The following is a 22,103-nucleotide window of genomic DNA, read 5'->3' on the forward strand; positions in this document are numbered from 1 at the left end:
AAAGCATGCAGTAACTGCTAGATGTTTTGCAGGGGCTGCGTCCTGTGGAGGGCGCAGCCGACTTTGGAAGCCCGGCTCAGGCCGGGCTTTTTTTTATTGATGCGCCGGTGCAGCGCCTGCGTTAAACGCCTCGGGATTGTCGGTAATACGACGCTGCGTCATTCGCGCGTTCCAATCGGACTCCGTTGCTGCTCGCGTCGTGACCTGGGTGCGTTGCTGCTGCGCCCACCTGCGCCACGTTTCCAGTTCGATTTTCTCCTCGGCTTGTGCATTTCGCACATTCGACGCCACAGGATTCGAAATATTCGATTCCTTCATCGGACTGGTGGTACGGTTGAGCGCCACGCGTGAATCTATCTGAGCCTTGGACACGCCCTCGACCACGGGTTGGTAATCCTGCTTCGTCAAATGCCTGAGCGAAACATCACGAGCCGTGGTTCGTGCGGTGGACTGCTGAGCGGCGTGCTGTACCTGGGACGAATGCGGCTCGCGTAGCGCAGTGGGCGATTTCGCGTTGGCGATGGTTCGCGGCATGCGGCTTGTCTGCGAAGGCGTGACCGCTTTAACTGCGAAATCCGAGAGAGCGGAGACTTTGGGCGTCTTTTCAACGTTTTCCGTCGCGCTGGCGACCGCGAGCTTTGTCTCCATCGAACTCGTGACCGTTGGTGGCGGCGTGATCTTCGACGCCATACTAGCCATTGGTATCACCTTCTGCGCAACGCTGGACGCAAGCGGTGTGGATGTGAGCGGTTGCTTGCGATGCTCAGCCGTGGCCTCAGCGACGGCCGCTGCGATAGCCGGCTTGGCTGCCTTCGCCATTTGTGTCGGCTTATCGGCGTCTCGCATGGTGCAAGTCGCCAGCAACCAGGCCAACGCGATACTGCAACCGACAAAAATCGTTGCCCCGATGACGTAGTCCGTCCGCGACGAGCGCGGCCGAGTCTTTCCCATTTCCAGATATCGCTTGGCCTCCGCCATCGCCGCGTCGAATCGATGTGTATCCGGACGACGCACAGGCAGCTTGTAGAACAAAAAATGACGAACGCCAGGCGGGAACGAATTGCGTGGCGCCACCGGTGACTTTTGTTCTGCGGCTTCCTTGAATGCTTGCTGAGCCGCGACCTGTACTGGCGCTTCTTCCCGTTGCATCGCACTCTGTTTGCCAATTGCCACCTCGCGGGCACGCGTGCCAAAGGGCGGCGGCAAGCCATCAAAAGGCCGAGGCTTCGGAATCGCCAGATTGCCTTCGATCAGGGCCAAAGGTCGACTCATTGTACGGTGCTCCGTTCCGATTCGATCGACGCGTCAAGTTGCGAGATCAACGTCCTGGCTCGCGTTACAAGAGGTCCGATCGTTTCAGCGCCATCATCCAGCGGTGCGACGCTGGCGAGTCTTAACGCTTCCATTAAACTACGCGCGCCCACAAGACTGACCGCGCCACTCAATCTGTGCAACGCCGATCGCTGACCGTCGATATTATGCTGCTCATTCAATGTATTGAGCTGCTTCAGATCGTCGTCCATCGAATGACGCCAGCCATTCAGAAACGTGTCGAGATTGATTCCTTCTTCCGCGAGCGCATGAAGATAACTACGCTCAAAAGGTTCGGACGGCGCGTTTTCCGTCCCAACCTGCGACTGCGCCGTTGCGGCAAACAATGGAGCGCGGGAATTACGCGATTCAGTCTCGGCGCCGTTCATTCGACCGATCGGGAAAGAAGCGCTGAAGCTTGCGGTTGTACCGGCCTGCGTCGCGCTTCCCACGGACAGCTCGCCTCGCATGCGCTGCACTAGCAGTCGACATAACGGCAAGCAGGTGTCCACTTCATCCGGTGAATTATCAACGTGAAATTGATCGCTTTCAGCATCGAACAATGATCGCTGCGACGGTTGAAGTGTTTCGTTTCCGCCTTTAACTACTTCGAGAGAAATCCGTTGTGAACCCAGATTTAAAGGGACGGCCCTAACGACTATTGCAACATCACCGTTTGTACCCGCAACAATTGCCCGGTTGAGGAGATGAAAAAACATCTGACCGAGACGAGCACTATCAGCAATTACCCAATCGGCAACCTTCTCGTCGACGTTTGAATTTAGACGCAACCCACGTTGCTCTGCCGATGGCGTCAGCAACGCAATGACGCCTTGCACGACGTCCCTAACATTGGTATCGCTTTCATCGAAAACAAAAGAGCGCGACGCCAAAGGTGAGGCATCCAGAATATCGTGCAACGTTTGACGCCAGGTATTGACAGCGCACTGAATCACCCGCAACTCTACGCGTTGATCAGACGCCGTCCCGGCCATTTCCGCCGACTCAAGCAAGCTGACAATCGCCGTTAGCGGCGCTTCGGTATAAGCACGCGTAACGCCTAGCAAACGCAGGCGCTCTCGCGACTCCGCGATTCGGGCCACAGTTGATGCGGCGCTTCGCGCGGCCTCTGCGCGCGCTTCCGCCGCTTCGCACTTGCGCGCCCATTCGTCGACAACGAGTTCGTTTTTTTCAACGACGCGCTTGAGCGCCGCCCGAGACAGACATGCGCCGGCCAGCGCTACGACCGCTGGGGCTGCAAGCTCAAAAAGCCACGCTTGCTGATCGACCTTACTGATGTGTTCCGTCGCGTCAGATTGATTCAGCTCACTGCGCTTATCGCCGTGATCATGAATTGATGACGCGTCTTCCGGCGACCGATCGCGCACACGCGTGGCCCGACGTGCCTGTTCATCTTGCGCGAGAGCGTCGCGTGCGCCGAGCGGCGCCGCAGGTTGAACCGCCTCAAGCGACGAGAGATGTGGTGTATCTTCAGTTAGCGATGCAGCATTGGCGCGTATAGAAATCACACAGAGCAACGCGAACGCAAAGATGCAACCCAAAACGGTGGCGAAGCGGATCGACGCCAGCCCTGAATGATGAGATAGACGCAGTGCACGCCGACGTACACGCGTTGAGGAAGCACGCAGGCTCATTTGATTTATGGCCCGCAAGATTAGTCGATTAGCCGATGCATCGACGCAAACTCGATAAGCGCCGCCAACGACGACAGCCCGAGCTTCTCCTGAATTCGGCTCTTGTAAGTACTAACGGTTTTATCGCTCATAAACAGCGCATCGCCGATCGCTTTATTGGACATGCCCTTCGACAACATCTGCAGAATGACGATTTCCTTGTCCGACAGCGTAGCGAGCCGATCTTCTTCGCGCACTGCGCCACCATTCAGCGAGACGTTCGACCCGCCGCCCATGACCGGAAACACCGTATAGCCAGCAAGCACTGCTTCGACGCCGCGCAGAATCTCCTTCATTTCCTGTGCCTTGCCGACGAAGCCGTGCACGCCCGATCGCATCGCACGCGGAGCAAACGTGGCGGAGTCCTGGCCCGATAGCACCAATACTCGGAGCGGCGGATGAGCCAGTTTGAGACGCGGAATTACGTCGAGTCCGCTGATTCTAGGAATATCCAGATCAAGGATTGCCAGTTTGGGCGTGTGTTGCCGCACCAATTCCACTGCCGTTTGCCCATTATCAGCTTCGATGACTTCGTCGACGCCTAGCAACTGCATGAGCTGCGTCTTGATCACCAATCGAAAAGCTGGATGATCGTCGACCACTAAGATAGTAGACATATTCATAGTCCTAAATAAATTCTGATATGGCGAGAGAACTTTTACTTCCCTCGCCTGGATTCTTTATCGTTTGGTGCCGACAAACTCGATTTCGACGCGTCGATTCGGCGCCAGACACTTCACCAGTTCGTCACGTTTCGTTCGATTGCAATTCACGAGCTGATTTGCCTCGCCTTGACCCTGAGCCGAAATCGGCAACGTCACACCATGGCTGCGGAGATATTGCGCGACGGTTTGCGCACGCTGCAAAGACAGCTTCTGGTTATACGCGACAGAGCCCAACGGATCGGTAAAGCCGGTGACTTTCAGGCGTTCGATAGAAGGCGCTGTGCGCAGACCAGCCGCCACGGCATCGAGCCGCCGTTTGCCCGCGGGCAGCATCGCTGCTTCGTTGCCGCCGTCGAAGTTGAACATCGAATCCGCGCGCAACGTGATCTTCTGAGGTGCGGGCGCGGCGACCGCGGGAACGACCTTCGGCGCGGCCGGATGCGTACATTGCAGCGCCGTTTCGGCCGACACCTTCAACTTCGCCTGAACGTCAGGCAACTGCTTTTCCGCGCCGGGAAAGTTGCGAACCCATGCGTCGTGTCCCGCCTGCATCAGTTCGACTTCCGCGCATGCGAGGGGCTTCTGCGCTTCAGGACAAACGGCAAGCGCCGGATCGCTCTTGATGGCGTTCACGATCGTCCACAAGTCGGGACGAACCGTCGAAACCGTGCGCAAAGGCGGATTGACCGCGGAGAGCGGCGTATCCTTCTCCAGTCCCATGGTAAGCACTGCGGCTTGTCCAATGGCTTCCTCGACGAATCCCCAATGATCGTGCGCCAGCGAAGCCTGCTTCCCGGCGTCGATCCAGCATTGCGCCTTGGCGTGAAAATAGGAACTCTTGTTGCCCGGGACGACATCGAGGCGCTTTTGCAACGCATCCAGCGCGGAGCGACTGCTGCCGATCGGCACGTAAGTATCGACCCATTGCTTGCTCGCCGCGCCCGCAGCGTCGTTTTGTGTCGCGCCGATGCCAGACTTCAGTACGGTCGCGTCTTCAATGCCGAGACGCTCTCGCGCGGCGTGATCCGCACAGCCTGACAAGACCAGCGAAATCGCCAGGATCGATAGCCGAAATTTCATGGGGTTTCTGCGTTGAGCTCATCTTTTGAGAAGGTTCCGAGTATGACGAGACGCAGCAACGCGGGGAATGGGAAGAATCTTAGAATCCACTGGGAAGCGGCAGCGCGAGAACTCGCGCTGCCTGACAGATGGCATAGGGTGAAACGTTAGCCACGCACTGCTCGCGCAGCGTTCCTGCCACGCAACCATTCCAGCGCGAGCAACAGGCACGTGGAGAAGACAATCAGAATGGTCGCGAGCGCGGCAATGGTCGGGCTGATGTTTTCGCGGATGCCCGTGAACATCTGACGCGGCAGGGTCGTTTGATCAGCGCCTGCCAGGAAAAGCGTGACCACCACTTCGTCGAAGGATGTCGCGAATGCGAACAGCGCGCCGGAAATCACGCCCGGCGCGATCACCGGCAGCGTGATGCGGAAAAACGTTTTGACGGGGTTCGCACCGAGCGACAAACTCGCCCGCACGAGGTTGTAGTTGAAGCCTTGCAAGGTCGCGGCGACTGTCGTCACCACGAACGGCACGCCCAGCGAAGCGTGCGCGAGAATCAGCCCGATATACGTATTGGCCAATCCGAGCGGCGCAAAAAACAGGTACATGCCGACGCCCACCACCACCACCGGCACGATCATCGGCGAAATGAGGACGGCCATCAGCAACCCTTTGCCGCGGAAGTTCGCCTTGGTCAGGCCGATCGCCGCCAGCGTGCCCAGCACGGTCGCCACCACGGTGGCGGACGGCGCCACGATGAAGCTGTTCTTCGCCGCCATGCGCCATTCATCGGACGCGAGCAGGTTCTGATACCAACGCAACGACCAACCGGGAATCGGATACACGAGAAACGTGCTCGACGAGAACGACAGCGGCACGATCGCGAGCACCGGCAGAATCAGATAGAGCAGCGTGAGCACGGCCAGCGCGCGCAGCGCGAAATACCAGACGCGCTCGACCAGCGACGTATGAGGAGCAAACAGAGGTTTGGCAAGTTTCATCGCAAATCGACTCCGTTCCGGCGCTCAGCCAAGGCTCAGGGACGAACGCGTAAAGCGTCCGTAGATGACGTACAGCACGAGGGTAGCGGCCAGCAGCAAGCCGCCGAGCGCACATGCCATGCCCCAGTTGATCGTCACGTTGGTGAAATACGCCACGTAATAGCTGACCATCTGATCGTTCGGGCCGCCCAGCAGGGCCGGCGTGATGTAGTAGCCGATCGCGAGAATGAACACGAGCAGCGCACCGGCGCCCACGCCCGGATAAGTCTGCGGCACGTAGACGCGCCAGAAAGCGGCGAACGGGTGACTGCCGAGCGAAATCGCCGCACGCTGATACGTCGGCGGGATCGACTTCATCACGCTGTACAAAGGCAGAATCATGAACGGCAGCAGAATATGCGTCATGGAAATGTAGACGCCCGTGCGGTTGAACAGCAGTGCGAGCGGATCGTGCAGCAAGCCGCTCGCGATCAACGCCTTGTTCACCAGCCCTTCGCTTTGCAGGATCACGATCCACGCCGCCACGCGCACGAGAATCGATGTCCAGAACGGAATCAGCACCAGAATCATGACCAGATTGGCGCGGCGTTCGGGCAGCGTCGAAATCCAGTAAGCGAGCGGATAGCCGAGCAGCAGCGCAAAAAACGTCACGGCCGCGCCGATCACGAACGTGCGGCTGAACACGTGCAGGTAGATCTGTTGATCGGGATCGGTCGGCGTGATGTGGCCGAGCGCATCCTGTTTGTGATCGAGCGAAGCCAGCAGATAGAACGGCGAGTAAGCGCTCGAGTTCTTCGCGATAGCCTGCCAGTACGTCAAGTCGTTCCAGCGTTCGTCGAGTTCGGCGAACTTCGCGTGCATCTGCGCGGGCGTCAAGGTCAACGGCTGGTTGTTGTCGTCGACGAACGGCATGGCGCGTGCCGACTTCGCCACCAGCGAGCGATAACCCGGAATCTCGACGTTCAGGCGTCGCGCCAGCGCGCCCATGCCGTCGCTGTCGGCGATCGCTTTGAGGTCGGCGGCCAGCGCGACGTACGCGGTGTCCGGCGGCGGCGATTGGCGATCCCAGTTGTTCAGCGCAGCCAGCGTGTGCGGCAACGCGTTGATCACCTCGGGATTCTGCGCGGCGCGCGTCAGTAAAGCGCCGATCGGCACGACGAAAATCAGCAGCAGAAAAATGGCGAGCGGCGCGATCAGCAGCAGCGCCATAGTGCGCTTTTTAGCTTCAGCGGCCTTCAGCTCGCGCTTGAGCCGGACATTCGACTCGGGCGTCGAATCGGCGGCGATCGTCATCGTAGTCACACCCGTCTCCCCTACAACCATCGACAGCGCACGCATGCCGTCCGGCACACGTGCGTCATTGCGCGTCTCGCGACGGCGCGGCTACAGCAATCCGCACCGTCTCACGAACACGCTTACTTCGACGCCCACGACGAGAACCGTTGCTCCAGTTCGTCACCGTGATCGGTCCAGAACGCGAGGTTCTGCAGCACCGCGTTCTTGCCGTTTTCCGGCGAGTTCGGCAAATTGGCCAAGGTCTTCGGATCGAGCGACTTGATCGCCGTCACGTTCACCGGTCCGTATGCGATGTGGTGCGCGTAGTCTTGTTGCGGCTTGGGCGAGATCGAATAGGCGATGTACTTCTCGGCCAGCGCCTTGTTCGGCGTGCCCTTCGGAATGGCCCAATAGTCGAGGTCGTAGATGCTGCCGTTCCAGACCACCTTGAGGTTCTTGCCTTCGCGTTGAGCCGCGTCGATCCGGCCGTTATACGCGGTGGACATGACCACGTCGCCGGCCACCAGGAATTGCGGCGGCTGCGCGCCCGCTTCCCACCACTGAATGTTCGGCTTCAGCTCGTCCAGCTTCTTGAATGCGCGATCCTGGCCTTCCTTGGTGGCGAGCACTTTGTAGACGTCTTTCGGCGCCACGCCGTCCGCCATCAACGCGAATTCCAGGTTGTAGCGCGCACCTTTGCGCATGGCGCGCTTGCCGGGGAATTTCTTCACGTCCCAGAAATCGGCCCAGCCGGCGGGCGCCGTTTTCAGCTTGTCGGCGTTATAAGCGAGTGCCGTCGACCACACGAAGAAACCCACGCCGCAGGTTTGCGGCGCGTCCGGAATCAGGTCGGACTTCTTGCCGATCTTCGACCAGTCGAGCTTCTCGTACAGACCTTCGTCGCAGCCGCGACCGATGTCGCCCGACTCCACTTCCACCACGTCCCAGTTCACATGCTTCGCTTCGACCATGGCCTTCACCTTGGCCTGCTCGCCGTTGTATTCGACGGCGGTCACTTTGTTGCTGGTCTGCGTTTCGAACGGCTGGTTGAACGCCGCCTTCTGCGCATCGCCATTCGCGCCGCCGAAATTGACGACCGTCAACTCCGCTGCATTGACATGCGCGGCACCCAGCGCGAGCGCCACGGCACCGACAGCGATGGCGCAGCGCGATTTCCCGATCTTGCTCATGGTGTGTTGCTCTCCTTTGGTGGTGTGCTTTCAGCTTCCGGCTTGGAGCCGGCTACAGTGCGACTTGTTATGGGTTGCTGTTCGAGCTACGTCGACTTCATGCGCTCAGGCGCCTGCAAAAACCCGCAGGTGCTCGGGCGCGAACTCCAGCGCGACCGGCGAGCCGGGCGCAAAGGTATCGAGTGCGCCGGTGCCGAGCGGCACCTTGACGAAACACTCGTCCTGTTCCGGCAAGCCACAGCGCATGCGCACGTGGTCGCCGAAATAGATCAGCCCGCGCGCTTCGCCGCTCAGCGCGTTGGCGCCGTGTTGCGATGCGCCGCCGGCAAAACCGGCAAGCTTCATCCGCTCGGGCCGTATGCATGCCACGGCAGGCGTACCCGCCCGCGCGCCGCCGATATTGCGCCCTTTCAGACGCGTGCCGTCCGCGAGATGAAACTCGCAATACTCGCCGTCTACATTCGCGATGGTGCCGCGCAGCTTGTTGCTGTCGCCGATGAAGTTCGCCACGAACTCGTTGCACGGCGATTCATAAAGGCGGTCGACGGTATCGAGTTGCTGCACGATGCCTTTGTCGAACACGGCGACGCGGTCCGACATGGTCAGCGCCTCGCCCTGGTCGTGCGTCACGTAGACGAAGGTCACGCCCAGTTTCTCGTGCAATGATTTAAGTTCGTACTGCATGTGTTCGCGCAGTTGCTTGTCGAGCGCGCCGAGCGGCTCGTCCATGAGCACGAGCTTCGGTTCGAACACCAGTGCCCGTGCCAACGCGATGCGCTGCTGCTGACCACCCGACAGTTGCGCCGGGTAGCGCTTGGCGAAACTCTCCATGCGGACCATCTTCAGCGCGTTGTGGGTGCGCTCCGCGCGCTCCTGCGCCGAAAGTTTGCGCACGGTCAATGGATAGGCAACGTTCTGCTCCACGGTGAGGTGGGGAAAGAGCGCATAGTTCTGAAACACCATGCCGATGTTGCGCTTATGCGGCGGCACGGTATTGAGCAAGGTGCCGTCGAGCCAGATTTCGCCGCCGGTGGGAAACTCGAAACCCGCCAGCATCATCAGACATGTGGTTTTCCCTGATCCGGACGGCCCGAGCAGCGTCAGGAATTCGCCCTGATAGATATCCAGATCGAGTTGTTTGACGACCAGCGTCTCGCCGTCGTAAGTCTTTCGGACACCTCGAAAGCTCACGATCACGTCATCTGTTTTCATGACTTCAATCTCCTCTGCGTTCCGCCCGGCTTCCCGCTGCAAAACAGCGGGATTGCGTTTATTGCGTGGCTCACTATAGACCGTTACGGTTCTACAATATGGAACCATTTCATTATTCTGGATAGAACCACTTGGACACCGTGATCTTGTCGGACTGGCTCGCCGCACGGCTCGACCGCGCGGCTGCCGAGCCGGTCTACCGGCAGACCTTGCGACTGATGCAGCAGGCTATCCTGACCGGTCAGTTGCCGCCGGGCACCAAGCTGCCCAGTTCGCGCACGCTCGCCGAAGACCTCGGCATTGCGCGTAACACGGTCCTGCACGTCTACGATCAATTGACGGCGGAAGGCTACGTTATTTCGACAACCGGCAGCGGCACCTACGTCGCCGACACGCAGCCGGACGCGGCCGCGGTCAACGCGCGCAAGAAGCCATCGCTGGCCGCAGCCGACGCGAACGACCCGCCCGCCGCAACGCTCTCCACGCCGCGCAAGCACGATCTCGGCGACCTTTCCACGCGCGGACGCAGGCTCATCGATCAGGCCGGCGTGTCGGCCAAGCAATGGGGCGCTTTCATGCCGGGCGTGCCCGACGTGGCCGAATTCCCCGCCCGCACATGGAGCCGCCTGCAGGCGCGCCTCTGGAAAGAAGCGAATCCCGACCTGCTGACCTACGCGCCGGGCGGCGGCTACCGGCCGCTACGACGTGCGCTCTCCGATTATCTGCGCGTGGCGCGTTCGGTGAACTGCACGCCGGATCAGATCATCATCACCACGGGTATTCACCAGTCCATCGACCTGGCCGTTCGTCTTCTGACCGATGTCGGCGATCGCGCGTGGGTTGAAGAGCCGTGTTACTGGGGCGCGCGCAGCGTGCTGCAATCGTCGGGTATCACGCTCGTGCCCGTGCCGGTCGACGACGAAGGCCTGAATCCGCGCGAACAGGATCTGCAACAGCCGCCGCGCCTCGCGCTCGTCACGCCGTCGCATCAGTACCCGCTCGGCATGGTGATGAGCCTCGCGCGCCGCCGCACGCTGCTCGAATACGCGCGGCAGCACAACGTCTGGATTATTGAGGACGACTACGACAGCGAGTTTCGTTACGGCAGCCGTCCGCTCGCGTCGCTGCAAGGACTCGACGACGCCGGCCAGGTCATCTACGTGGGCAGTCTCGGCAAGATGCTGTTTCCGGGTTTGCGGATCGGCTACATGATCGCGCCGGAACATCTGGTGGACACGTTCCGCACCGGCGTGGCAGAGTTGTATCGCGAAGGGCAACTGATGCAGCAGGCGGTGATGACCGACTTCATCATGGACGGCCATCTCACGTCACATGTGCGGCGCATGCGGGCACTGTACGGCGAGCGGCGGCAGATTCTGATCGACGCGATCACGGCGCGTTTCGGCAACGAACTGCCGGTCATGGGCGACGAGGCCGGGCTCCATCTGGTGCTCGGCCTGCCCGACCACGCGAACGACCGCGCAGTCACAGCGGCCGCTTTCGACGCCGGCGTGATCGTGCGTCCGCTGGCCAGCTACTACAGCAGCGAGACGCCGGCACGGCGCGGACTACTGCTCGGCTACGCCTGCGTGGCGAACGAAAAAATCGGCCCCGCCTTCGACACGCTCGCACGCGTGATCGAGCAGCACGCGCTCACCAAAAAGCCAACGCGCGCCGCCTGACAGCGCGCGCCGCGAAGCAGGACGTCACTTCAAGCCGAAATCCACGCGCGTGGTGGTGCCCTTGTCCTTGATGCCTTCCGCGTTGAGCTTCGGCGCGACGATGAACACGCGGCTGCTGTCGATCTTGCCGTCGAAATACTGCTGCACGCTTTGCGCGCGCTGCTGCGCGAGATCACGCAGGCTGGCGTCGTCGATCGGTGCGTTGGCGGCGAGCGCGGCCTTCATGTCGTCGTCGGGGACGCTCTTGGTCAGGCCGACCAGATTGCGCGGCTTCTTGAAGTCCGCGGATTTGTAGGCCTTGGTCAGATACTTATCGTATTCCTTGGGGTCCACGTTGACGGTGGACAGATCGACGCTTTCGCCGTTGCCCACCACGTCCTTGATCTTCTGCTGCTTGACGAGACGCTCGACGTAAAGCTGCCGCAGCGCCGGTTCGTCGACGGCGGGATCGACGCGGCCGATCAGATCGATGCGCACCGACGACTTGTCCGCCAGTGCCTTGACGATGGTGTCGAGCTTCTTGTCGGAAGCATCGGACAGCTTCGCGGAACCGGGATCGAACTCAACGTAGCCCAATTCTTCGCCGTTGCCGCCGAACGCATTGGCGATCAGCGAGAACGGCGCGGTCACGGCCTTCTGCAACAGATTGAGCACGGCATGCCAGATCAGGCCACCAATGCTGAACTCCGGATTCGATAACGAACCCGACACCGGCAGATTCACGTCGATCTCGCCGCGCGAATTTTTCAGCAACGAGATGGCGAGCCGCACCGGCAGTTTGGTTGCCGTGTCGTTCTGCACATGGTCACCGAACGTCAGCTGGTCGATGAAGATGTGGTTGTTGGCGTTCAGCTGATCGTTATCGAGCTTGTAGTGCAGGTCGACATTCAGCTTGCCCTTGGTGATCGGATAGCCCGCGTATTTCGCCGAATACGGCGTGAGGTTCGTGAGTTCGATATCGTGCGCGCTCGCCGTCAGGTCGAGCGCCGGTTTCGCGATCAGCGGATTGACCGTGCCGCGAATCGACAACGGACCGTTGGCCGCGAGTTTCGCGGCAATGTCCACCGGCGCCGACGTGGTGGACTGCGTGCCGAACGCGCCGACCGTGCCCTGGATGCCAACCAGATTCGCGGTGAAATTCGGCTTGATGAAGTTGTCGGTGTACGTCACGCGGCCCTGTTGCAGCACGAGCTGACCGAAGTGCAGCCTGACCGGACTCTGCGGCGGCGTCGCCGCCGTGACCGTAGCCGGCACACCCGACGCCGCGGGCGCCGGCGCGGCCATCGGCGCCGAGGCGGCCTGCGGTGTCAACGGCACGGGCTCGGCGCCGCTCTTGTCGCGCGTCAACGATTGCGCGTTGCCGCTCTCGTGCGCCACGACGTCCTTGAGATTGAGCTTGCCTTGCGCGTCGAGCAGAACGCGTCCGTAGAATTTGGTGAACGTGACACGGGCCGCGTCGACCGACGTGCCGTGCTCGTCGTAGTCGGCCTTCAGGTTGCTCAGCGCGAGCGAACCCCAGCCGGCGAACGGGTCGGAGGTCGCCTTGTCGAGCATGCGCACATCCACCAGCGCGACGTCGCCACGATAGGTCGCCTTGAGTGCCTTGGCCTGGCTGAGCGCGAGACTGCCGTTCGCATTGAGCAACGCGCTCGCGATCAGGGCGTTCAGCTTACCGCCGAAGTACGGCTCGAACGCGGCGGCGTCGAGCCGGTTCGCGTTCACCTTGACGTCCATCTTGAGCGGCGTGGCGGTCACGTCGCCCGTGACGCCGAGCGAGCCCTTCTTGTTGAGCGTCGCTTGCAGGTCGATCGGCAACGGACGGCTCAGGTCGTCGCTGATCTGCTGCACCTTGAGTTGCAGCGGCGCGATGTTCAGCTTCACCGGACGCGGCGTGGTGTTGTCGGTGAAATTGGCTGCGGCATCTTTCAGCGTGAGTTCGCCGATCTTGTAGTGCCACGCCGGCCCTTCGGCCTGCGCTTTCTTCACGGCATGCACCGCCGTGCGCTTCTGCTCCGTTTCATGCGGACCGGCAAGCGCGGCCAGATCGATGGAGCCGTCTTTCAGACGTTGCGCGTTGATGACCAGACCGCTCGTCTCGACAGCCGAAATGTCCGCCGTGCGCGCCGCCACGTCCACCTGTTTCACCGCGACATGTGCCTGCGCGAGCGCGATTGCCGGCTCGCTGCTGCCGCGCGTCGCAACCTTGAGCGATTGCAGATCCAGTTGCGTGTCGCTGACCATCACCGCCGCGGGCGATTTCGACCAGCTTGCGCCGACGTTGACCGTCGCCGACAACGCGCCGTCCTGGACTTGCGCCGCCGTGGCAGTGTCGAGATACGGCTGCAGCAGCGGCAGCTTCAACGACTTCAGATCGAGCCGCGCATTGGCCGATTTCGCGACCAGACCGAACGTGCCGGTCGCGCCGAGCGATCCGCCGCCGCCCTTGAAGGTGGTGTTCAACGTGTAGTGCGCGGGCGCGGTGGCGAGCGTCGAAAAATCATTCAGCGTGACACCCAGCTGCTGCATGCCGACATCCACCGGACGCGACGCTGCCTCGTCGTGCACGTTCACCGTGCCGTCGCTCAGCACGAAGCGCTTGATTGCGAGATCGAGCGGCGGTGCGGCTTTGTCGGCGGTGACGGCGGCCGGCCCCGACGCCGCAGCGGGCGCGCTTGCCGGACGCTGTGCCGTTGCCACAGGCGCCGAAGCCGTCGGCGTGCCGGACGCCACGGGCGCAGTCGTCGCCGTCGCTTTCGCCGGCTCGGCGGGCGCGAACATTTTCTCGACGCTCAGCACGCCCGACTTGTCGCGCGCGAGATCGGCGGTGGGCGCGTCGATACGGATTTCGTCGAAGTGATAGAGGCTTTTCAGCGGCTCCAGCATCGCGGCCGCCACGTGCAGTTCGCGCGCCGCGAAGAACGGCGCCTTGCTCGTGTCGCGCAGGTCCACGTCGCTCATATCGACGGTGCCGGTCACGCGCAAAGTGGGCGCGTCGTTGGACACCACGAAGTTGAGCTTGAGATCGGTGGAGAGCTTGCCGGTCTGCATGATGACCGGGAGTTTGGTCGGCACGTACGACATCAGGCGCGGCACGTCGAGCCCGTCGAAACGCAGCGACACTTCCGACTCGCGCGACGCCGCAAACGGCTTGGTCCTGCCGTCGATGGCGAGCGGACTGCCGTCGATCCGCGCGCGCAGCAAAGGTTCGACGAAGATGTCGGTTTTCGACGGCAACGTGGCGATGAACGGAATGCCGAGCTTCCACTGGTCGATCACGTGCGTTGCGCCGAGCAGTTTGTCGTCGAAAGTAATCTGGCCGTTTTCGAGGCGGATATTCGACACCGAAAACAATGTCGGCTTGCTGTCGGGTTTGGCCGGCTGCTTCGTAAACTTCTCGATCAGATCGGTGAAATTGAAGCGCTGCGCGTCGTAGCGAACAATGTGAAAACGCGGTGAATCGATTTGTACTTCGTCGACGATCGGCGCCGCGCGGAACAGCGAACTCCACGAGGGCTGCACGATCAGCCGCGAGATATCCACGAAGTCGCCCGCGCCGCCGCGCTCGCCGATATGCACACGGTCCGCTTCGAATCTGAGCGTGTAGGGATTGAGCGCAATGCGTCCAATCGTGGCGGGGCGGTCGAGTTGTTTGCTGAGTTGCTGTTCGGCAATGTGGCGAATCAGCGGCGGCGCCGCGAAAAAGCCCAGCAGACCGAACAATACGAGGAAGATCAGCAGACCCGTGATGACACGCCGGGTGCGGCGCGACTGCGCGACGTCGCGCACGGTCTGCATGGAAGATGCAAGTGAGGCTTTGTTGAGGCTTGCCATGCTCGGTCTTGGGTAATGCGGCGGCAAGCCCGCCGCGAAACGAAAATCCCGCAAGCGGCAGTATAAGTGGTGAAACTTACGTGGGATATAAATGTAAGTTGCGACTTACACAATCATCCACGTCATGGCGTGATGTACCCGCTGCACGGCAGCGGATACGCGTCTCGCGATGCATGGTTCATGCATCGCGGTCACATTATTGACGCACGACAGCCGGTGGCTGCCAGCTGCCGTCGGTGGCTTGCGCCTTCGGTGCGTACAGTCGCAGCACCAGTTGCAGATCCGCACGCGGCGCGGGCAACCAGTTGCCGCTCTTGCTGCGCGTCGACGACACCACGACGTCGAGCGAACCGTCGCGATTGCGGCGCGCGCCGTTGCGATCGCCGACCGCGAGACGCGCGGGTGCGCTCTCGCCTAACGCGCCATCTTTCGTGTACGCGGTGATCGACCAGAAGCCGCGCGCCGGAGGCAACTGGTTCGGTGCGAAATGAATCACGTACCGGTTCGCGCCGTTCAGCACATGACCGTCGCTATCCTGAGTGACGACCGCGCGCACTTCGTCGTCTTTCGTGCCGATGCCCGGCTGGGTCGCGGCGGCGTAGGCGCGCATCGCGTAATCGGGGCCGTAGTTGCCGACGCCGTCGCCGAACCAGGTCCAGCCGTTGCCGCTGAGCAGATTCGACGGCGCGGTCACGACGCGGTCATGACCGTCGGCGAGACCGGCGGCGATCGCTTCGGGCGCCTTCGGCAGCTTGACCGGATCGCCGGGGTTCACGCCGAGGTCCGCGAGAATTTTCAGTGCATGAGGATCGGCCGGAGTCGGCGGATTGTCGGGCAACGATTGCGCGAGGCGGCTGAAGAAACCATTGGCGTCGAGTGCGGCGACCTGCGCGGCCGGCGTGCCGGAAGCGCCGGTTGCGGCGGCGTCGCTGCGCGGCGGCGTGACCGAGGCCGAACGCGTGTCGCCCGTGAACACGGAAAGCGGCGCAATGCGGATCGCGCGTTGCAGCTTGCGCACTGCCGTCAGGTCGCGCGTGCCGTTCGACTGGATCCGCACGCTTATCCATGCGTTGCGGGTCGGCAGGTCGATGCGTTTGGCGCCCTTGGGCAAGGTGCCCTGCCAGCCCGGTCCGACGAAGGCGATGATCTGCGGCTTGATGCCCGCGGCGCGTGCCGCGAACTGGTCGCTCGTCGACCAGATCACGTTGGTCCACATGTCGAGCACGCGGGCATCGACATAACGGCCGTGCGAATCGGGCAACGAGACGATGACCGGCTCGCTGCCGACGTCGAGCCAACCGGTCGAATCGAGCGTGTCGAGACTCGGCTGCGGCGGATTGGCGGCGCCGACCGGCGGCAAAGCCTGCGCGTGACGCAACGTATTGACCGGCGCCTGACCGGGGTCCGTGCCGACCGCCGCGTCGCGCGCGACGCCCATCAGCACGAGCGGATAGCCGAAAACGTAAGAGTCGGCGACTTCGTCCTTGATCCAGCCAGTCGATTTTTGCGTCGCCGTCGGGGTGGACGCGCACCCGGCCAGAAATGCGAGGCCTGCGAACGATGCGCAGGTCCAGTGAAGCGAAAACGATGCTCGGCGATTTTTTATCATTCGTTCAAGTGGCGCAACGTGCGGTCCAGGAGGAAACGTCGGTGCCCGGCGGTTCCCGTTTGCGTGGCCTCCCCCAGCCCAGCGCAACCAGTCCGCGAATCGCGATGCCGACAACATCGCGTTGTATCGTATCCTCGCTCACCAGGCAAGCGCAAAGGTATGAATTACGCTTTGTAGTGCGCGCGCCAACACGCTTTGCCGCATAACCGACTGTTTTTGTCGCTTTCACCGGCGCTCGCGCCGACCTCCGTTTCGAGACGACATAGCGCCTTGACCTTCCCATCATGGGAGGGTCAATACTGGGTTCATCACGCGGCCTGATGCCGCTATGGACCTTCCCGCCATGACCGATTCCGTTGCAGCGCCACCGCGCCCCGCCGACGTATCCGCCGCCTCCTCGCCACTCGCCGAAATCGACATCGGCGGCATGACCTGCGCGTCGTGCGCCATGCGTGTCGAGAAGGCGCTCGCCAAAGTGCCGGGCGTCGCCAGCGCGTCCGTGAATCTGGCGACCGACACCGCCAGCGTCGCCGGCACCGCCGATTCCGGCGCGCTCGTCGACGCCGTCAGAAAGGCGGGCTACGAAGCCACGCTGCGTGTGCTGCCCGACGCGTCGGCCGCCGACGACAGCGCGACCGAAGCCGCAGCCGCAGTCACCCGAACGAAACGCGCGCAAAGCCAGCGCGAGTTCGCGGCACTGCTGGTCTCGGCGATTCTCACGCTCCCGCTCGCCGCGCCGATGGCCGCCGAGTGGTTCGGTGTCCATGCGATGCTGCCGCCCTGGCTGCAACTCACGCTTGCGTCGATCGTGCAGTTCGGATTCGGCGCGCGCTTCTATCGCGCGGCGTTCCGCGCGCTGCGCGCCCGCGCGGGCAACATGGACCTGCTGGTGGCGCTCGGCACCTCGGCCGCTTACGGCATCAGCGTCTACCAGATGGCGTTCCATCCCGGCGATGTCGCGCACCTGTACTTCGAGGCGTCCGCCGTCGTCATCACGCTGGTGCGCTTCGGCAAGTGGCTCGAGGCGCGCGCCCGTCGCCAGACCAGCGACGCGATCCGCGCACTGAACGCGCTGCGCCCGGACCGTGCGCGCATCCGCGTCGGTATTCACGAGCGCGAGGTGCCGCTCGCGCAGGTGAACGTCGGCGCGGTCGTGATCGTGCGTCCGGGCGAGCGCGTGCCGGTGGACGGCGTGATGCTCGAAGGCCGCACGCACGTCGATGAATCGCTGATTACCGGCGAGAGCCTGCCGGTGCCGAAGCAGCCGGGTGACGCGCTCACTGCCGGATCGATCAACGGCGAAGGCGCGATCGCCATCACCACGCGCGCGACCGGCGCCGAAACCACGCTCGCGCGCATCATCCGGCTGGTGGAGAGCGCGCAGACCGGCAAGGCGCCGATCCAGCGGCTGGTCGACCGCGTGAGCGAGGTGTTCGTGCCGACCATTCTGGCGCTCGCCGTGCTCACGCTCACGGGCTGGCTGCTGGCGGGCGCGGGGGCGGAGACCGCGATCCTGAACGCGGTGGCCGTGCTGGTGATCGCGTGTCCGTGCGCGCTCGGTCTGGCGACGCCTGCGGCGATCATGGCGGGCACCGGCGTCGCGGCCCGTCACGGCGTGCTGATCAAGGACGCCGAGGCGCTGGAAACCGCGCACGGCGTGACGATCGTCGCGTTCGACAAGACCGGCACGCTCACGCTTGGTCAGCCTTCGGTGACGGCGTTCGAGCCGACCGGCGGCATGGATCGCGACGACGCCCTCGCGCTCGCCGCCGCCGTGCAGCGGCACAGCGATCATCCGCTGGCGCGGGCGGTGGTGAGCGCGGCGCGGGATGCGGGGGTGGACATCGGATTGCAGGCGGACGCTGTGAGTTCGCTGGCCACGGTGCAGGCCTTAACCACCGCCGCCAGTCACGCGCGTGCCGTACCCGGACGCGGCGTCGAGGCGCAGATCGGCGACGAGATTTTCGCGCTCGGCAGCACGCACTGGCTGACCGAACTCGGCATCCAGCTGGAGCCGCATCTGCGGGAACGCGCCGCGCAACTCGAAGCAGCCGGCAACACCGTGTCCTGGCTCATGCGCCGCGATCCGGCCACGCACGTCGCGTCCGCGCTCGCGCTGATCGCGTTCGGCGACACCGTCAAGCCGACCGCCCGGGCGGCGGTCGCGCGGCTTGCGCAGATGGGCGTGCGCAGCGTGCTCGTGACGGGCGACAACGAAGGCAGCGCGGCCAGCGTCGCCAGAGCACTCGGCATCGACGAAGTTCACGCCAACGTGCTGCCCGAAGACAAGGCGCGCGTGATCCACGATCTCAAGATCCGCAGCGCGGGGATCGTCGCGATGGCCGGCGACGGCATCAACGACGCGCCCGCGCTCGCCGCTGCGGACATCGGCATGGCGATGGCCACCGGCACGGACGTCGCGATGCATGCGGCGGGCATCACGCTGATGCGCGGTGATCCGGCGCTGGTGGCCGACGCCATCGACATCTCGCGGCGCACCTGGCGCAAGATCCGGCAGAACCTGTTCTGGGCGTTCGTCTATAACCTGGTCGGCATTCCGCTGGCCGCGTTCGGGCTGCTCAATCCGATGCTGGCCGGCGCGGCGATGGCGTTCTCCAGCGTGAGCGTGGTCACGAACGCGTTGCTGCTGCGCTCGTGGCGCGGCGGGCAGGCCGGGAAATCCGGGCAATCGCGGTGAATTTGAAAAGACGCTGTAAGCGTCAACTCATTACGGGAGGCTTTCGGAAAATCTAAAGAAATGTGAGAAACGGCCGTTATCCGGACATAGGTGTAAACCATGCACACGCATGGCTCGCGCCCCTTCCGTTTTCTCATTACCGATCGCCCATGGAATTTATCTCTTTGCGCCGCGCCAGCGTCGGCGTCAGGCTTGCCGTGCTCTCATGCGTGCTGGTGGCATTGATTTTCGCCGCGTTCACGCTGGCGCTCACCCGCACCGCCGGCAAGCAGGTCAGCGAACAGGTGCTCGACCGCATCGCCGACAGAGACCGTTCGATCGCCGCGATGATCTCGCTGTTCGACAAGGCACTGTCGGCTGAAGTCGACCGGTCGATGTCGCTGTTCGCGAGCTTCCTGCCTGCCGGCTACTCGCTCGACGACACGCAGAAGGTCGACGTCAGCGGGACGGCCACGCCGACCATCAAGGCCGGCGACAAAGTCCTGAACATGGATTTTTCGATCCCCGACCAGTTCCTCGAACGCAGCGGCGCAGTCGCCACGGTGTTCGCGCGCAGCGGCGACGACTTCGTGCGCGTCACGACCTCGCTCAAGAAGCAGGACGGTTCGCGCGCGATCGGCACCTTGCTCGACCGCAAGGCGCCCGCATACGCGCTCATCATGGCGAATAAACCTTATACGGGACTCGCCGCACTCTTTGGCAAACGTTTGATCACGCAATATCGGCCGATTTCCGACGCGAGCGGCCGCGTGATCGGCGCGTTGTTCGTCGGCGTGAACGTGGACAAGGAAATCCAGTCGGTCGAAGACGGCATCGCCAAACTGAAGATCGGCGAGAGCGGCTACTACTTCGTGATGAACGCGTCGAAGGGCGCGGATCGCGGCAAGCTGATCGTGCATCCGGGCGCCGTCGGCCAGAACGCCGACAACGCGAACGCGCCGTATCAGCAGATGCTCGACATGAAAGATGGCCAGCTCGAATTCACGTCGGCCGACGCTACGCTCGGCGAGCGCAACGCTCGCGACAAGTTCGTCTCGTTCGTCACCGTGCCGGAATGGCAATGGCTGGTGGGCGGCGTCGCGCCGCGCGACGAAGTGATGGCCGATGTCGTGCGCACGCGCAACGCTTTCCTGGTCCTCGGCTTCGTGCTGGTGGGTGCGTTCGCGGTCGTGTTTCTGATCGTCGTGCGCCGTCTCGTGAGCCGTCCGCTCGACGAAGCGGCGAAGGCGTCCGAGCGCTTCGCCGCGGGCGATCTGAGCGTGCGTGTGGCGAAGGACGGCAACGCCCGCGCCGACGAAATCGGCCGCCTGATGAAATCGATCGACGGCATCGGTGAAGGTCTTGCGCGCATCGTCACGCAGGTTCGGCATGCGTCGACGGATATGTCGGAAGGCACCGAGAAAATCGCCACCGGCAGCGGCAACATTGCCGCGCGGATCGCCACGCAGGCGAGCAGCCTCGAAGAAACGGCCGCGAGCATGGAAGAGATCACCTCGACCGTGCAGCAGAACGCCGATCACGCCGCGCAGGCCAACACGCTCGTCACGACCGCCGCCGACGCCGCGCTCGAAGGCGGCCGCGCCGTGGAACGCGTGGTCTCGACGATGGGCGAGATCAGCCGTTCCTCGCAGAAGATCGCCGAGATCACCAGCGTGATCGAAGGCATCGCGTTCCAGACCAACATCCTCGCGCTGAACGCCGCCGTGGAAGCGGCGCGCGCCGGCGAGCACGGCAAGGGCTTCGCGGTCGTGGCCTCGGAAGTGCGCGCGCTGGCGCAGCGCAGCGCGGCTTCGGTGAAAGAGATCGAAGCGCTGATCGCAACCTCGACCGCGACCGTTCAAAGCGGCTTCCGCATTGCCGAGGAAGCCAGCTCGACGATGCAAGGCATCGTGCTGCAGGTTGGTCAGGTGCGCTCGATCATGGCCGAAATCAGCGTGGCCTCGCGCGAACAATCCGGTGGCATCGAGCAGGTCAATCTTGCGGTCACGCAGATCGGCGAGGCAACACAGCAAAATGCGACGATTGTCGGCGAAGCGGAACTCGCGGCGGCGGAATTGCGCGATCAGGCCGCACGACTCGCGCAGGTGGTCAGCGTGTTCAAGCTCGAAGCCACGCAGCCGTAACCGCCGAACGCGGACGCGTCAGAACTCGACGTCCAGTTCGTCGATTTCCTCGACTTCCTGCTGCGCGTCCGCAATCCACTCCAGCATCTCCGGCATTGCCATGATGCGCTGGCCGTATTCGACGATCTCCGGATCGAGCTTGACGTCATACGTGACGAAGCGCGTGACGACCGGCGCATACATGGCGTCCGCCGCGGTGCGCTCGCCGAACAGAAACGGACCGCCGTACTGCTTCAGGCACTCGCCCCAGATCGTCACGATACGGTCGATATCCGATTGCGCGCGCGCCCATACCTTGAAGCCGGGAAAATGCGCCTTGAGGTTCATCGGCAACGCCGAGCGCAGCGAACTGAAGCCCGAATGCATTTCGCCGCAAATCGACCGGCAATGCGCGCGAGCGCGAATGTCTTCCGGCAGCAGACGCGCTTGCGGCTTCAACTCGTTCAGGTATTCGGCAATCGCCAGCGTGTCCCAGATCTTGATGCCGTCGTGGAACAGGCACGGCACCAGAATCGACGGCGACAGTAAGAGCAACTCGGCGCGCGCGGCGGGATCGTCGATCGACATCACGACTTCTTCGAACGGCAGGCCGCTGAATTTCGTCAGCAACCAGCCGCGCATCGACCACGAAGAATAGTTTTTGCTGCTGATGGTGAGCGTGGTATTCGCCATACGATTCTCCTCCTTATGAGGCGTTCGGACGACGCCTGACGATGCACGTGCACGCTGGCGTGCGTCCGCGCACCA

General features: G+C 62.8%; 14 protein-coding genes. 3 read left to right on the plus strand and 11 right to left on the minus strand.

Annotated features, from left to right (window positions below):
* Positions 1 to 93: 93 nt before the first annotated feature.
* From P3T18_RS31780 to P3T18_RS31815, 8 genes are all read right to left on the minus strand, one after another.
* The gene (locus tag P3T18_RS31780; RefSeq protein WP_429303932.1) at positions 94 to 1,260 is read right to left on the minus strand and encodes a hypothetical protein; all 1,167 of its coding nucleotides are present in this window, start codon (positions 1,258 to 1,260) and stop codon (positions 94 to 96) included.
* An 8-nt stretch (positions 1,261 to 1,268) separates the two neighbouring features.
* Positions 1,269 to 2,966: a sensor histidine kinase gene (locus P3T18_RS31785; protein WP_429303933.1), complete on the minus strand. Its 1,698-nt coding sequence runs from the start codon at positions 2,964 to 2,966 to the stop codon at positions 1,269 to 1,271.
* A 20-nt stretch (positions 2,967 to 2,986) separates the two neighbouring features.
* Positions 2,987 to 3,622: a response regulator gene (locus P3T18_RS31790; protein WP_429303934.1), complete on the minus strand. Its 636-nt coding sequence runs from the start codon at positions 3,620 to 3,622 to the stop codon at positions 2,987 to 2,989.
* Between the two features lie 63 nt (positions 3,623 to 3,685).
* Complete coding sequence (locus tag P3T18_RS31795; RefSeq protein ID WP_429303935.1) at positions 3,686 to 4,750, minus strand: OmpA family protein; 1,065 nt, start codon at positions 4,748 to 4,750, stop codon at positions 3,686 to 3,688.
* 146 nt (positions 4,751 to 4,896) lie between these two features.
* Positions 4,897 to 5,736 (minus strand): ABC transporter permease, encoded by an 840-nt coding sequence (locus P3T18_RS31800; protein ID WP_429303936.1) that lies wholly within the window; start codon positions 5,734 to 5,736, stop codon positions 4,897 to 4,899.
* Between the two features lie 24 nt (positions 5,737 to 5,760).
* Entirely contained in the window at positions 5,761 to 7,029 is a 1,269-nt protein-coding gene (locus P3T18_RS31805) for an ABC transporter permease (protein ID WP_429304015.1), read from the minus strand.
* Positions 7,030 to 7,151: 122 nt separating this feature from the next.
* A complete protein-coding gene (locus P3T18_RS31810; RefSeq protein ID WP_429303937.1) occupies positions 7,152 to 8,201 on the minus strand; it encodes an ABC transporter substrate-binding protein in 1,050 nt (349 codons plus the stop codon).
* A 105-nt stretch (positions 8,202 to 8,306) separates the two neighbouring features.
* Positions 8,307 to 9,413, minus strand: a complete 1,107-nt coding sequence (locus P3T18_RS31815) for an ABC transporter ATP-binding protein (RefSeq protein ID WP_429303938.1) — start codon at positions 9,411 to 9,413, stop codon at positions 8,307 to 8,309.
* A 131-nt stretch (positions 9,414 to 9,544) separates the two neighbouring features.
* Here P3T18_RS31815 and P3T18_RS31820 point away from each other — a divergent pair, with 131 nt between their 5' ends.
* Positions 9,545 to 11,095 carry a PLP-dependent aminotransferase family protein gene (locus tag P3T18_RS31820; RefSeq protein ID WP_429303939.1) on the plus strand — a complete coding sequence of 517 codons (1,551 nt, stop codon included), beginning with the start codon at positions 9,545 to 9,547 and terminating at the stop codon, positions 11,093 to 11,095.
* A gap of 24 nt (positions 11,096 to 11,119) precedes the next feature.
* Here the strand turns inward: P3T18_RS31820 and P3T18_RS31825 are convergent, their stop codons facing one another.
* Together P3T18_RS31825 and P3T18_RS31830 are read right to left on the minus strand one after the other, a co-directional pair.
* The gene (locus P3T18_RS31825; RefSeq protein WP_429303940.1) at positions 11,120 to 14,926 is read right to left on the minus strand and encodes a DUF748 domain-containing protein; all 3,807 of its coding nucleotides are present in this window, start codon (positions 14,924 to 14,926) and stop codon (positions 11,120 to 11,122) included.
* A 196-nt stretch (positions 14,927 to 15,122) separates the two neighbouring features.
* Positions 15,123 to 16,535, minus strand: a complete 1,413-nt coding sequence (locus tag P3T18_RS31830) for a DUF1254 domain-containing protein (protein WP_429303941.1) — start codon at positions 16,533 to 16,535, stop codon at positions 15,123 to 15,125.
* Positions 16,536 to 16,878: 343 nt separating this feature from the next.
* On the opposite strand from P3T18_RS31830, the gene P3T18_RS31835 reads away from it, so the two are divergent.
* A complete protein-coding gene (locus P3T18_RS31835) occupies positions 16,879 to 19,233 on the plus strand; it encodes a heavy metal translocating P-type ATPase (RefSeq protein WP_429303942.1) in 2,355 nt (784 codons plus the stop codon).
* Between the two features lie 149 nt (positions 19,234 to 19,382).
* Positions 19,383 to 21,356, plus strand: coding sequence for a methyl-accepting chemotaxis protein (locus P3T18_RS31840; RefSeq protein ID WP_429303943.1), 1,974 nt, complete (start codon positions 19,383 to 19,385; stop codon positions 21,354 to 21,356).
* 18 nt (positions 21,357 to 21,374) lie between these two features.
* On the opposite strand, the gene P3T18_RS31845 is transcribed toward P3T18_RS31840, so the two are convergent.
* The gene (locus tag P3T18_RS31845) at positions 21,375 to 22,028 is read right to left on the minus strand and encodes a glutathione S-transferase family protein (protein ID WP_429303944.1); all 654 of its coding nucleotides are present in this window, start codon (positions 22,026 to 22,028) and stop codon (positions 21,375 to 21,377) included.
* Positions 22,029 to 22,103 lie beyond the last annotated feature (75 nt).

This window comes from Paraburkholderia sp. GAS199, assembly GCF_050436585.1.
Taxonomy (GTDB): domain Bacteria; phylum Pseudomonadota; class Gammaproteobacteria; order Burkholderiales; family Burkholderiaceae; genus Paraburkholderia.

Coding starts and splice junctions, on each gene's coding strand:
- P3T18_RS31785 (WP_429303933.1), bottom strand. CDS start 2,966: ATGAGCCTGCGTGCTTCCTCAACGCGTGTACGTCGGCGTGCACTGCGT.
- P3T18_RS31790 (WP_429303934.1), bottom strand. CDS start 3,622: ATGTCTACTATCTTAGTGGTCGACGATCATCCAGCTTTTCGATTGGTG.
- P3T18_RS31795 (WP_429303935.1), bottom strand. CDS start 4,750: ATGAAATTTCGGCTATCGATCCTGGCGATTTCGCTGGTCTTGTCAGGC.
- P3T18_RS31800 (WP_429303936.1), bottom strand. CDS start 5,736: ATGAAACTTGCCAAACCTCTGTTTGCTCCTCATACGTCGCTGGTCGAG.
- P3T18_RS31805 (WP_429304015.1), bottom strand. CDS start 7,029: ATGACGATCGCCGCCGATTCGACGCCCGAGTCGAATGTCCGGCTCAAG.
- P3T18_RS31810 (WP_429303937.1), bottom strand. CDS start 8,201: ATGAGCAAGATCGGGAAATCGCGCTGCGCCATCGCTGTCGGTGCCGTG.
- P3T18_RS31815 (WP_429303938.1), bottom strand. CDS start 9,413: ATGAAAACAGATGACGTGATCGTGAGCTTTCGAGGTGTCCGAAAGACT.
- P3T18_RS31825 (WP_429303940.1), bottom strand. CDS start 14,926: ATGGCAAGCCTCAACAAAGCCTCACTTGCATCTTCCATGCAGACCGTG.
- P3T18_RS31830 (WP_429303941.1), bottom strand. CDS start 16,535: ATGATAAAAAATCGCCGAGCATCGTTTTCGCTTCACTGGACCTGCGCA.
- P3T18_RS31835 (WP_429303942.1), top strand. CDS start 16,879: ATGACCGATTCCGTTGCAGCGCCACCGCGCCCCGCCGACGTATCCGCC.
- P3T18_RS31840 (WP_429303943.1), top strand. CDS start 19,383: ATGGAATTTATCTCTTTGCGCCGCGCCAGCGTCGGCGTCAGGCTTGCC.
- P3T18_RS31845 (WP_429303944.1), bottom strand. CDS start 22,028: ATGGCGAATACCACGCTCACCATCAGCAGCAAAAACTATTCTTCGTGG.